This window comes from Terribacillus aidingensis (assembly GCF_040703035.1).
Taxonomy (GTDB): Bacteria; Bacillota; Bacilli; order Bacillales; family Amphibacillaceae; genus Terribacillus.
Window position 1 is genome coordinate 3,183,992 of record NZ_CP159996.1, and the last position, 13,474, is coordinate 3,197,465.

11 protein-coding genes and 1 pseudogene are annotated in these 13,474 nt (G+C 38.3%); 6 read left to right on the top strand and 6 right to left on the bottom strand.

What is annotated here, in order from left to right; genetic code table 11:
* Nucleotides 1-5: 5 nt before the first annotated feature.
* The gene (locus ABXS78_RS16455; protein ID WP_366248122.1) at nucleotides 6-716 is read left to right on the top strand and encodes a methyltransferase domain-containing protein; all 711 of its coding nucleotides are present in this window, start codon (nucleotides 6-8) and stop codon (nucleotides 714-716) included.
* A gap of 74 nt (nucleotides 717-790) precedes the next feature.
* Here the strand turns inward: ABXS78_RS16455 and ABXS78_RS16460 are convergent, their stop codons facing one another.
* From ABXS78_RS16460 to ABXS78_RS16470, 3 genes are all read right to left on the bottom strand, one after another.
* Nucleotides 791-2,233, bottom strand: a complete 1,443-nt coding sequence (locus ABXS78_RS16460) for a HAMP domain-containing sensor histidine kinase (protein ID WP_366248123.1) — start codon at nucleotides 2,231-2,233, stop codon at nucleotides 791-793.
* A gap of 459 nt (nucleotides 2,234-2,692) precedes the next feature.
* Nucleotides 2,693-3,097, bottom strand: coding sequence for a VOC family protein (locus ABXS78_RS16465; protein ID WP_366248124.1), 405 nt, complete (start codon nucleotides 3,095-3,097; stop codon nucleotides 2,693-2,695).
* Nucleotides 3,098-3,244: 147 nt separating this feature from the next.
* Nucleotides 3,245-4,192 carry a YafY family protein gene (locus ABXS78_RS16470; protein ID WP_366248125.1) on the bottom strand — a complete coding sequence of 316 codons (948 nt, stop codon included), beginning with the start codon at nucleotides 4,190-4,192 and terminating at the stop codon, nucleotides 3,245-3,247.
* Nucleotides 4,193-4,534: 342 nt separating this feature from the next.
* Here ABXS78_RS16470 and ABXS78_RS16475 point away from each other — a divergent pair.
* Nucleotides 4,535-4,846, top strand: a pseudogene (locus ABXS78_RS16475) (hypothetical protein); the annotation flags it as partial.
* Here ABXS78_RS16475 and ABXS78_RS16480 read toward each other — a convergent pair.
* Nucleotides 4,771-6,285 (bottom strand): HAMP domain-containing sensor histidine kinase, encoded by a 1,515-nt coding sequence (locus tag ABXS78_RS16480; RefSeq protein WP_366248126.1) that lies wholly within the window; start codon nucleotides 6,283-6,285, stop codon nucleotides 4,771-4,773. The pseudogene ABXS78_RS16475 and the gene ABXS78_RS16480 sit on opposite strands and share 76 nt — an antisense overlap.
* 491 nt (nucleotides 6,286-6,776) lie before the next feature.
* Here ABXS78_RS16480 and ABXS78_RS16485 point away from each other — a divergent pair, with 491 nt between their 5' ends.
* From ABXS78_RS16485 to ABXS78_RS16500, 4 genes are all read left to right on the top strand, one after another.
* The gene (locus tag ABXS78_RS16485; protein ID WP_366249965.1) at nucleotides 6,777-7,739 is read left to right on the top strand and encodes a bile acid:sodium symporter family protein; all 963 of its coding nucleotides are present in this window, start codon (nucleotides 6,777-6,779) and stop codon (nucleotides 7,737-7,739) included.
* Between the two features lie 278 nt (nucleotides 7,740-8,017).
* Nucleotides 8,018-9,772, top strand: a complete 1,755-nt coding sequence (locus ABXS78_RS16490) for a T7SS effector LXG polymorphic toxin (protein WP_366248127.1) — start codon at nucleotides 8,018-8,020, stop codon at nucleotides 9,770-9,772.
* Nucleotide 9,773: 1 nt separating this feature from the next.
* Entirely contained in the window at nucleotides 9,774-10,160 is a 387-nt protein-coding gene (cdiI, locus tag ABXS78_RS16495) for a ribonuclease toxin immunity protein CdiI (protein WP_366248128.1), read from the top strand.
* Between the two features lie 192 nt (nucleotides 10,161-10,352).
* On the top strand, nucleotides 10,353-10,817 hold the full coding sequence (locus ABXS78_RS16500) for a hypothetical protein (RefSeq protein ID WP_366248129.1): 465 nt from the start codon (nucleotides 10,353-10,355) through the stop codon (nucleotides 10,815-10,817).
* Between the two features lie 705 nt (nucleotides 10,818-11,522).
* Here ABXS78_RS16500 and ABXS78_RS16505 read toward each other — a convergent pair.
* A complete protein-coding gene (locus ABXS78_RS16505) occupies nucleotides 11,523-11,969 on the bottom strand; it encodes a hypothetical protein (protein WP_366248130.1) in 447 nt (148 codons plus the stop codon).
* Nucleotides 11,970-12,169: 200 nt separating this feature from the next.
* Entirely contained in the window at nucleotides 12,170-13,276 is a 1,107-nt protein-coding gene (locus ABXS78_RS16510) for an NAD(P)-dependent alcohol dehydrogenase (protein ID WP_366248131.1), read from the bottom strand.
* Nucleotides 13,277-13,474: the final 198 nt, after the last annotated feature.

Genomic DNA, 13,474 nt, shown 5'->3' on the forward strand with positions numbered 1-13,474 from the left:
TACGTTTGAATTACACATATCTTGATTGTCTCGCATTATTTGGAGTGGGCGGCGCCCATCCCGGCGGATTGCAGTTAACAAAGAAAATCTTGGCTGAGGAGAAAATCAGTAGCGATACAATACTTCTGGACGTAGGATGCGGCACGGGGCAAACTGCTGCTTACCTAGCTCAGCAATTCGGCTCCAGTGTTAGTGCCTTAGACAACAACAGCATCATGGTGGAGAAAGCCCTGGAAAGGTTCTCAGGTTTGAATATACCGATTGTTGCCAAACACGGAGACACTGAAAATCTCCCCTACCCGGATAAGCATTTTGATATTGCCCTCTCAGAATCCGTCCTTTCCTTTACCAATGTTACCTCCGCTATTCGTGAGCTCAAGAGAGTGCTGAAATCGAACGGAAGATTACTCGCAATCGAAACTGTATTGGAGCAAACAATCCCAGAAGAAGAACGGTCTTCTATTGTGGATTTTTATCGCTTCCCACAATTATTAACGGAGGATGAATGGCTGACAGCCTTTAAAAAAGCTGGATTTCAGCAAGTTGATATAACGAAATACCAACCAACATTGGATCAAGTTGATGAACAGAACGCTGCTGATTTCTCCCTATCAGAATCTATCGATGATGCATTGTTAGAGATATTGGAAAAACACAAGGAAATCATGCAGCGAAATAAAGATAAGTTGGGGTTTCGCATATTCAGATGTAGTTGAAACAAAAAGAAGCTCAACGCTAAATGTTGAGCTTCCTTTTTCATATTATCAAATGCTTCATGAATCCAAGGATTTTATTTACCACCATTCAGCATGCCTTCTTGTGGTATTTCAAGCTTGAAATGCGTGCCATTCGATGAACTGTCGACTATACTTATATCCCCTAAGTGTTCAGTCATCATCTTCTTCACAAACGCTAGACCTAATCCCATTCCTTGCTCTTTATCTCCCAGCGAAATAAAGGGATCAAATACACTCAACCAGTTCTCAGGATGTATACCCACCCCAGTGTCGATAAAGTGTATGATGATATTCCTATCATCAATCTCTGTGCAGATTGTTATCTTCTTTTCTGTCCTGTTTTCTGGTATTGCTTCCACGCTATTTTTGATCAAATTTATAAATACTTGTTTTAAGTTTGCTCTATTCAGATAAACATTCAGTGGTGAATATATATTTATGAACTCCAACTCAACTTTGTTTTCTTGCAGCATTCCGTCTGTAAATTCAATAGATTCTTGGATTATTTTCGCAAGATCATCTGTTTTATAGATCAATGCTGACGACTTCATGTACGCACTATAATTATCTGTAAGCTGCTCTAAATGGTCAGATGCATTACCTATCATTTTCAGTTTACGTTTATCACTTTCATCTAGGGAACCATTTTTGTCCATTATGCTTGAGAAGCCTTTAATAATAGAGTTTGTGTTCCTCACTTCATGAATCAAACTGCCAGTCAAATGACCCGTGTAGTCTAGTTTTTTCTGTTTTTCCAATAATTCATGAGAATGAGCCTTCAAATCTACATTCAGCTTTACAAAAATGTGCATGCTTGCAACCGAAAATAGTATTACACCAATGCTGCTAGTAAGAACGCCGGTTAAAGGAAAAAAGTTCAGAATTCCTGGTATGACCAGCAGCAATGCATTGAATGAAAAACCCATAAGGAAGTTCTTGAAGTGTGAATTCCGAATTCTCTTTGACAATACAGGCATAACTATTAAGAAAATTACAATGATAGCCATGTGTATGAAGTACACCCAAAATAGCGACCCATAATCAGGAAAATAGTAAACACCAGTATACCTCTCTTGGGTAACAGTCAATCCTTTTATTCCTAAGTCCGTCCAATTTATCACATACACGATAGCACTCCATATAGTGAAGCCAATCAGTGCTTTTTTGGTGAAAAAAGCATACGAAACATTCGTCAGCCAATTCCTCTTTTTCACCATTGATGGCTGGTCTTTGATAATCCGGTAAGCTATATATAATACAATAGGGAGCCCGAATGTCGGCCCCGCACGAAACAGCTTGAATAGAAATAGAATCATATCTTCTGACAGAACATCCTTAAAATAAAGAACTCCGATATCCAGCTGCCAAATGGTTATCAGGATCATATATATGATCATTCCCGTCGACAGCTTTGTTTCATTGTAAACTTTGCCTATGCTCAACGCTAAAAACAATGGCAGTAAACCAATGGCACATATTAATATACCAATAATCATACCTGCTAACCCCTAACTGCTGAAATCCACATCATGGATTTGACTATGTTCTTTTGTACAAAGTAATGTGGATTCCATTACGCGAATTAGTAGCTATAAAACCATAATTTTAGCTGCCTATTCTCATATATCCCTTTATAACTTATGCTTGTACATTATATCAGATGTATTCCGAGAGTTTTTAGATATAAATATTCTAGACGGTAACCGTTTATCAAGACCTAAATTATAAAAATCCTTAAAAATAAAAGAAGAGCACATATTAGTCATGTATAATATGTGCTCTTCTTTTATTTAATTTTAGTACCCGTTGACTGAAGACTTGATTTGAATATAATTCTAATATATTTAGAGTACGACAACGATTCCTGTTTTTTTGGCCATTTTAAACCAGCTGGGCCTGTTTTACGAATCGTTATCAACTCTCCAAATTGGGACCTCACTCACTTCAACTGTCCATCAAGCCCTGCCAGTGAATCGTTTGATCGCTTCCTCGGTCACCGGCGAGAAGAGGTTAACGAGGTTGCCGTCTGGGTCACGGAACAGTATAGCACGGTTCCCCCACGGCATCGTGGTCGGTTCCTTTACCCAATCCTCGATAAACGGCTTTAATCGTTCGTATTCTGCATCGACATCGTGGACAAGGAACTCTATGATGACAGAGTGATTGTCGGTCGCCACTGCTGAACCTTCACCGAACAGTGGCACAGTCTGGGAGTGGCCGATCGCCAGGGTGCACAATGGCGCAATGAGTTCGGCAAAGACGGGCGCGGGACGCTCCGCTGATAAGCCCATGACTTTCTCATAGAACTTGACTAGACGATCCACGTCGTCTGTAATGATGCGTACAGAAGCAAAATTCACAAGATACCATCCTTCCGATAATAAATGTATACAACAATACCATATACACTTTATTTTGTTATAAACTTCAGTAAAAACCAAATCCATTCAAAAACTGAATTATTTTACTGACTCCGATTATAAAAAAACGCTACTGACAACATTATGTCAGTAGCGTTTTAACATTTTTCGGGCTTCCTCAAGAATCCGATTTCGAAGTGATTCAGGCTCTAATACAATCACATCGGCTCCCCAGCCAAGTACCCATCGCAGCAATTCGTCCAGTTGACGAACGCGTAAGACCACATGCAATCCATCTTGATGCTCTTCCATATTCTCTATGTAATGATTGTTTGATTCCTTCACCTTATCTGCGATGTCTTTGTTAAATCGGAGGCGAACTCGCAAATGCCGATCGTCCGGAGGGGTATACTCCATTAAGTTAAAATGCACTGGTCGTTCAAATCGTTCTTCCAGAGCAATAAATTCCGTCATTCGAGACAATCGAAAATGGCGAATGTCTTGGCGCAGTTCACAACGGGCCACGAGCATCCATGATCCTTGAACGAGAACTAATCCATAGGGGGAAACGGTACGAACACTATGACGATTCCCATCGAAATCTGCAAGTTTTTTTACATAATGGAAGCTGATCATTCGCTCGTCTAATATCGCCCGACGAATTTTTTCTAAATATTCTTTTTCTTTTGATGGCGTGACCTGTTTATCGGAAATGAGCAAACGTATAGCCTTGCGTACACGTGATGTTTCATTGCGGACGCTCTCCGGTAGAATGACCTCGATTTTGCCGCGGGCAGCTTGTGCTCTGACACGATAATCATTATCAAATCGTTGTTCAATAAACTCCGTTCCCATCAACAAGCTTACGGCTTCTTGTACCGTGAAACTGATCGGCGGCAGGAAATAGCCTTCCATCAGAGAATACCCTGTCCCAGGAGCACCTATGATCGGAACGCTTGCTTCACTTAGCGCCTGAATGTCACGGTAGATGGTCCGAACACTCGTTTCAAATCTAGTTGCCAAATCTTCGGCACGTACAACTTCTTTACGTTGTAACTCCAGCACGATGGCTAACAAACGGTCTGTTTTGTTCATTGGTTTCCCACCTTGATGTTTGATAAAGAATAATAGTACCACGCCTTAATAGAGAAGATGCTATAACGAACCTGGTGCTGGCATCTTTCAGGAATCTCTACAAAATAAGGGTAAGACTTCTGTTTTGTGTTAGACTTTCATGAATTTGCTTTAGGCGCTTTTTGCGGTCATATGTGGCCATATTATAACCCCTGCTTAGATTTTATTCTTTCGATTCGTCCGAATATTATATTGCCTTGTTTAGTCATATTATAAATATCCTGGAGTCTCTCTAAATTCTTCTGGTTTTTTTGTGCTATTTCTTCACGTAAGACAGATCATCATGTGTAGTATTGTGTATTTGATATCCTTTACTATAAAGGAACCAATGCAATGATAAAACCTTTGATCGAACGGAAACTGTTGCTGCAGGAAGTGCTGCCGGCAGATGAAAGGTTTATATATGTACAGAGTTTTGAAGGTCAAGACGCTGAGTTGTTAATAAAAACTCAAGCGCTTGAAGGAATCGTCTTGAAGAAGGCTGATTCTCTATATAAGCCAGGCACAAGATCACCCAATTGGTTAAAGGTGATAAATTATCAATTTGAAGAGGTTGGTTTTTCAGGACTTCGCAAAGTCAAATTCGGTGTCCTAATGTCTTTTAAAGATGGATAGTTACAACCATTCAGCATTCCTTCTTGCGGTATTTCAAGCTTGAAATGCGTGCCACATGGCGAACTTTCGACTATCGTTATATCTCCTAAGTGTTCAATCATCATTTTCTTCACAAAGGGAAGACCCAATCCCATTCCTCGCTTTTTATTTCCCAAGGAGATAAACGGATCAAATACACTAACCCAGTTCTCTTGGGGCATGCCCTTACCAGTGTCGATAAAGTGTATGATGATATTTTTATCATTAATGTCTGTTCTAATAGATATCTTCTTTTCCGTCCTGCCTTCCGACATTGCCTCTACGCTATTCTTTATGAGATTGATAAACACTTGTTTTAAGTTTGTCTTATTCAGATAAACATTCAGTGGCGAATAGTTATTGATGAATTCCAGCTCGACCTTATTTTCTTGAAGCATCCCTGCTGAAAAATCAATAGACTCTTGGATAATCTCCGCTAGATCCTCTGTTTTAAAGGCTAATGCAGAGTCCTTCATATATGCACTATAATTATCTGTCAGTTGATCTAGATGTTCGGATGATTTACCTATCATCTCCAATGTCCGCTTATCCCTCTCATTTAGATCATCACTTTTTTCCAGCATACTCGTAAAACTTTTAATAATGGAGTTTGTGTTTTTCACTTCATGAATCAAGCTGCCAGTCAGCTGACCTGTATAGTCTAGTTTTTTCTGTTTTACCATTAATTTGTATGAGTGGCTTTTCAAGTCTACATTGAACTTAACGAAGACATACAGGCTTCCCAATGAAAATATAATGACACCAATACTGCTTGCTAGAAGGCGAGTTATAAGAATGTTGTTTAGACAGCCTGATACAATTAGCAGCAATGCGTTGAATGAAAAACCCATAAGGAGGTTCTTAAAGTATGAGTTTCGAATTCTTAATGATAATACACATACCACTAACAAGAAAAATATAATACCAGCCATGTGCAGGTAATAGACCCATAAAAGCGGTCCATACTCAGGAAAATAGTGAGTACCAGTGAATTCTTCATTAGCAATGACCAACCCAGTTACTCCCAAGTTCGTCCAACTTATGAAGTAAACAACCAGACTCCATATAGTGAAGCCAATTAGTGCTTTTTTTGTAAAAAAAGCATAGGACATTTTCGTAAGCCTATTCGTTTTTTTCGTGACGGATGGTTGATTGTTGATCATCCAATAAGCTATGTACAATACCATGGGAAGGGTGAAAATCGGCCCTGCACGAAACAGCTTGAACAGGAATAGTGCAATATCCTCTGACAGCACATCCTTAAAATAAAGAACTCCTATATCTAACTGCCAGATCGTGATTAAGATCATAGATATGATCATCCCCACCGATAACTTTGTTTCATTGTAAACTTTGCCTATGCTCCATGCTAAAAACAACGGCAGTAAACCGATGGCACATATTAATATACCAATAATCATATCAACTAAACTCCTAACCGCTAAAACCCACATCATGGAGTGTTATTTCAACCATGTCCATGTATTGTAATAGCTGCTAATCCCCTCACCATTTGGAGGTTCAGCATCATGTACTATGCTTAAAAAAGAAAAAAATCATTCCAGACTATGTATAAATTATTACACCATTTGTTATAGGATTTATAACCCATAACTCATTGCTACTATTATCATAAATTCCTTCATACCCAATGGATACTTATACCCACATATTATACCAGAGGTCTTCCATTTAACTACTACTGTTAGTAAAGAAAAACCTATTTGGAATACTTTACCTTGGATTAATCTGGGGTACAAATGAAGAGTTCATACTTTGAAAAGATAGAATGACCTAAACGAAAAAATGGTCATTGACAGCTGATACCCTTTATATATCTGAAAAATTTAAATATTGAAATTTATTATAATGTGTTATACAATCTCACAAACAGTGAATGAAGAGGTGGATGATGAAAACGTTAGAGCGATTTAGTCAGTTTGTCGGAAGTACCTTTGCGTATTGGGTCATTTTGTTTGCGGTAATAGCTTTTATGCTGCCGGCAGGATTCACATGGATTGTCCCGCTTATTACCCCGCTGCTCGGAATCATTATGTTTGGTATGGGTTTGACTTTGTCAGCAAGTGATTTTAAAGGCGTGGTAAAACGTCCATTTGAAGTTATGGCAGTCGTGGTCGCACAGTTCTTGATCATGCCGCTGCTTGCCTTTGCATTGGCAAAAGGGCTGCAATTGCCTCCCGAAGTTGCTGTCGGCGTCATTCTCGTAGGATGCTGTCCTGGCGGAACATCCTCTAATGTCATGACCTTCCTAGCCAAAGGTGATGTGCCATTATCCGTTACGGCCACAGCAGTCACAACCGTTCTCGCACCAATCGTAACACCTGCACTTATTCTTTTATTTGCGAGCGAATGGATTGAAGTCAGTCCGGTCTCCCTATTTATCTCAATCGTGAATGTCGTCATTATCCCAATTGTTTTAGGGCTATTAGTGAAACGCTTCTTCAACAGACAAGCTACAGCAAGCATCAAAGTACTGCCGCTTGTCTCAGCAATAGCTATAATCGGTATCGTAGCTGCTGTCGTATCCAATAGCCAGCAGCAGATTGCACAGACAGGTCTAGCAATCTTCGGTGTAGTCATCCTGCATAATGTGCTCGGCTACCTGCTCGGATTCGCTTTTGCCAAGCTTCTGCGAATGGATTTGCCCAAAGTCAAAACAACATCCATCGAAGTCGGAATGCAAAACTCAGGTCTGGGCGCCCAGCTTGCAACAGCACACTTCTCTCCCCTAGCTGCTGTACCAAGCGCTATCTTTAGTGTCTGGCATAATATTTCCGGGTCCATTCTGGCTAATATCTTTGCGAAGATGGGTAGCGATGAGAAGGAAGTAGATGCAAAGCAGCAGATATCCTAATAGAACAAGCCATCCTCATACTAGAGGATGGCTATTTTTTTATTAAATCCATATCTCCGCATTAAGTAATAAAAAGCAGCCCCTCCAGATTGATCCTTTCTCTTAGCTTTATCGCCAAATAGATAACCCTCTTATCGTTCCTAAGTCTTCTGTAGTGTTTTTCCAAATAACGAGTATTTAGTTCTGGTAAAAAGGAAGTGTTTTTACCATTTCCCCTTTCACCAAAATTTTCCTTTATTATAATTACAAGTAATGAACAGCTACGGATATATCAGGTGGTGAAGAAAATTAAAAATTTAGATGTACAGGAGATCCAGCAGCAGATTGAAAGCACAAAGAAATTTATCAGACAAACAAAGGAAAGCGTCGAACAAGTCAAACATGCCCTCAATGGTGTTACGACTCTTCACGATGGATTTGAAGGCAATATAGCCGATTCCATCCGCTCCTTTTTTGAAGAAACGCACAAACCCTTCCTCGAGTTCATGAACAGCTTTTTGATACAATATGAAGAGACACTATCGTCTGTAAAAGAAGAAGTTCTTTCCTTCGAATCGGACGAGCATGGATTTATTCGGGAAGAATTTTTAGAAGATGAACTAAGGAACAGGCTGGTGAAAGCTTCCACAAGTTTAACCTCAACGTCAATCGACATTAACCAACAGCTTTTATATGTCAAAGACATTGTGAACATACCTTCTATAGATAGTGAGCCATTCATCAATTCCATCAACAAGGGAAAAGAGAAACTATCAGAAACACTGTCGAATATGTATGACATGGACGCCAAAGCAACCAAGAAGCTTGATAAACCTGAACAGGATATCGAGCAGATGAAGACTTATTTAGCTAAGCTGAAGGATGTAATTGATAAGAATAATATTACTGTCGATAGGTACAGCTCGGAACAGCTGACGAAGCAGAATTTCTTTAAAGACTTCAAATTACAAGCTGACGGCAGACAAGCGTTGACAAGCGACACCCCAATCCCCCTAACGGAACAAGAGTACAAAGCTCTGCAAGATCAAATCAAAGACAGCAAAACCGTTCAAGATGACCGATTTGAATGGGATGGAGAATATTTCATCCTAGCAGATGGCCGCATCATTCGTGCATATATAAATCAAAACTCCGACTCCCCTGTCTCCCAAACATCCTTTGAATTTGTATCCCGCATTCCTGAGGATCGGGAGGATTTGAAGGAGCTTAAACAGGAAGATGCCAAGAAAGTAGTGAAAGATGGTACGATTGGCGGCTTTAATTATGTATTTGGAGATTTGTTAACACTTGCAGATCCTAATGCTTCTTTAGGTGAGTATTCCATGGCACTTCTATTCACCACCGGGAAACCTCTTAAAGCCGGCAAAGACGTTTATGAATTTGGCGCAACTTCTTGGAAAAGTTGGATAGATGACCTCTCCGATAGTACGGCTGCAGCTAAGGGACTTCCTGATGCCAAGGCTGGGAAGGTTGATGAAGTCAAGGATGCTACTAAGGGTACGGCAAATCTTAATCTTAAATATAAAGAAGGTTACTATGTCGAACATACGACAGGGCCCGTTAAAAAGTTTACTGAACGCAATGGTGTTAGCGGTGGACATAATTATAACGAGTTTAAGAGTTATTTTGAAAGTAATTCTAACAAGTATGAGTTGGACACTGTGGTTAAGAAAGAACATCCAAGTATAGATGGAATTTTTGATATAGAATATAAAGTTAAGTACGAAAAAATGGATTATACCGGGAAAAATGGGACAGGTGAATACAAAGTAATACCTAATAAAGACAAAATGTATAAAAAGACAGTGTATGATACAAAGATCATCTCGGATGATGAAATGATTAACTTAAGTAAAAAGGCAATGGCTGAAGGATTAAGCAATAAAAGGGAAATTCCTCTATTAAAACAAAAGAAGATTAAAATACAGGGACAAACAGACTACAATGGTACAAAGTTGAAATTTGAAGGGATTATGAATGCAGAAACTGGAGAGATAGAGAATGCTTATCCAGTAATAGAATGGGTGGATTAGTATGAACGTATATGAAGAATTTATTGAGAAGATGAAACAAAATAATTTGACTAAAGAGGCAGTAATAGATGTTTTGAACCTTTATGTAAATGGACGTAACTTTCTACAGCATTTAGAAGAATTTAAAAATAAAGAGGGAGAGCGCCGTGAGTATAATGGAATAATTTATTCAGAGGAATATGATCCAGATGAAGAGGAGTACTTTGGAGAAAATAAAGTTTTATTTTATTCTGGCGACGGTGAAGATGATTACGATATTGTGAATTATGACGAATTGTACCACTATATAAATGCTGCATGTAATTTTTATATAGAAAAAAATCCAGAGAAGAAAGAAGTTATTGAAGATTTGTCTATGAAGATCAAAGCAAAATATGCTATCAAATAACTATTAAAATAATTTGATGCTTTATGATATGGTGAGATAAAAGGAAACGAATTTGAGAAAAACCTTCAGTATTTAATTTGAAATGATTTTATATAACTTTCTCTCCAAGTATTGATGAGATTCTATCTTCTAATAAACCACTTCGTTACGTTCGACTCGTCAAAGTTATTACTTGGAGGAGCAGGATATTTTGTGATTAAGTATAATTACAGATTTAGATATATCGAAAAATATATAACGGTTGTAATGGATTTTGATGAAGAAAAGCATTTAAAATTTGCCAATATGATAAGTGATCCACTTGGTTCTGATATCTCATTGAGGATAGATGAATTAAAAGAAGATGTGGATAATTATATTAAATTACTAAAAGGACTCATACCTAGATATGACCACGGAGGAAATGCATCTAGTGTAATTTCATATAAAGACGTTACCATAATTGAAGATCCTTTTTTTGATGAAGATGAAGATAGTACTGAACCCATTTGTAAATTAGAGACAATTGAGTTTCTAAAAATAATATTAATATGGGCACGTGAAAACTATAAATATAAATGCAAACGTGAGGTAATTACCCGTGAAGAAGCTGAATTAGCTTTGAATTGGATTGAACAAAAGATAGGAGAAGTTAAAACATTAGAAGAAGACGAATGATGATTGAAATTAGATCGAGTTAAAGCTGCTATTTAAATTTCTCGATATTCTTCTAAAGGTATATAACAAATGAACAGTATCCATGATAGTAGAATACTTAGTTATAATGTAGACTTTGAATACTCAAAACTAACAATAAAAATTAATAGACGATGATGGTCAATATAGTGACTTGCTATTTGAAAATGTTTTTGCATTTCATTTCGAAGAGCAACTTCCTCATAGTTTGATACTAGACATATTAGAAGATGAAGTGGACACTTTTTATACAGATAATAAAGAGATTCTGGATAAAGGAAAAGATTATCACTGGCCCATGGATTACGAGAATAGTGAAGAGATGCTAAGCTATATAAAGTCAAAGAGCTACCGTTACTATAAAATTCAGTCGTCCTATGGTTTGAATGGATGGATTATTTCCAAAGTATTCCTAGTTAGGTAAGAAATAGTTTATATAATAATAAAGTGCTCAGCGATACACTTGCTGAGCATATTTAAATCAAATCAGAAAGGAAACACCCTCGTATCCACTTGCACAGCCCCCCCTGCGTTTAGAGTCTGATTATTCACATGTGACATTCCAAACTCTAGTGTAACTGCTAGCCGTACACCTTTGTCTTTATTTACAGTGAAGATGAATGGCAGAGCTTAGACTTACCTCTCCATTCCAATACTACAGGCTTCAATATGACCCTAATTTCACATCTAAATAATGTGGTTTTTTATCCCAATCCGAATAACATCATCCAACACTTCTAGATTCATATTATCATTGTAATAGTCATTTCCGCTCCAAGGTACATATATAGTTTTGGTATTCTCATTTTTGTCACACAGTTCAATATAAGCAATATCATTGAAACGTAAGAGCCGACCCAATATATGCGGTCTATCGACCACTTTATTACTTTCCGGATTATTAGTAGACATTCCCAAAGGATATTCTTCCTCTGAAGGCTCGTAATTTAATTCTGCAGCATCTAAATAAGATATATCCATCAGTATTTCATCACACTCAAACACATCTCTTCCAGCTTGATTATGTGCCTTTGCTTTTAGATTAGTATATGACAGTGTTTGGAATCTGGAACCTGGTATGTCAATAGACTCCACGTTCTCAAAAACAATACTTACAGTCTCAATTTCTTGCATTATTTACCCACTCCTCCATTTCACTTTCTGCATGCCCCAAGCTAATATATGTATTTGCTGTTATTGTAACATTATATTCCATAGAGACGTTGAATTAGAGAAGCGTGTTTTGCATTTATGCGAAATAGAATATCTCGTTTCAAGCTAGTTAATAAATAATGCTCAGCAACGTAGTCGCTGAGCACATCTAGGTGACTTTATTAAGCTTGGTATTCTTTATCAATAATTAGAATTGGTTTGATAGTAGATCCATTCGCTGAATCCTCAAATGCTTGCTGGATATCATCCATTTCATAGAATTTCACCAATTTATCGAATGGGAATTGACCGTTTTGATAGAACTTCACTAGTTTTGGAATGATCAATTGCGGTACCGCATCGCCTTCTACAACACCTTTCAGTGTTACAGCTTTTGTCATGATTTCATTGGTAACGTTGATAGTTAGGTCACGTTTACCAACGGCAACTGTCGCACATTCACCTTTGACACGTAAGCAGCGGATTGCAGCTAGTGTTACTTCTGGAACACCTGTTGTTTCCAAGGAGTAGTGCGCGCCTTTTCCAGTGATTTCTTTGATTTTCTCAGCGGCATCTTCGTTTTTGCTATTGATAATATGTGTTGCGCCAAGCTCTTTCGCTAATTCCAAACGGCTGTCATGGATATCAACAGCGATGATTGGGTAGCAGCCCGCGATTTTCGCAGCCATCATACCAGATAGACCTACAGCTCCTGTACCGAATACAACAAAGCTTGTCCCAGCTTCTGGAGCAAGGGAGTTCAAGACAGTACCACTGCCTGTCATTAGACCGCAGCCAAGTGGCCCTAATAGACGAAGGTCAGCCTCTTTATCGATTTTCACAACGTTCTTCTCATCTACTGTGCTGTACGTAGCGAAAGAAGATTGACCGAAGAACTGTGACACTTCTTGTTCCTCTTTATGAATTGGTGATACACCATATTTGTTTTTACCTGCGAAGTTAAGCTCCATCATGTTTTCACAGCCGCCAGCATTACCTTCCAGACAGTTATCACAATGACCGCAATAACTGAATCCAAGTACGACATGATCCCCTGGTTCAACAGTAATAACATTGCTGCCTACTCTTTCAACAATCCCTGAACCTTCATGTCCTAGTACAGCCGGATATGGTACTGGCAGCGAGCCATCAAGTACAGTTGCATCTGTATGACAAACACCCGAAGCAACAATACGCACCAATACCTCATCAGCTTTTGGCTCATCCAACTGCAGTGTCTGCTTGTTGAAATCGCTCTCTTCAGTAGTTAACATTGCTTGGATTTCCATCCTAATTCCCCCAGTTATACATTTTTCAATTATATTAAAGAGATTTATAATATAATTAACCTAAGTATAAAGAATCAGTTCAAAAGGTTTCAATCACTGAAAAATTGAAAATGTATGGGTTTTCAACTGTGAAGATAGTACTGTATAGTTTTTCAACAAAATATTCAAACTGTCTAAAATCATATATCATAGAGAAAG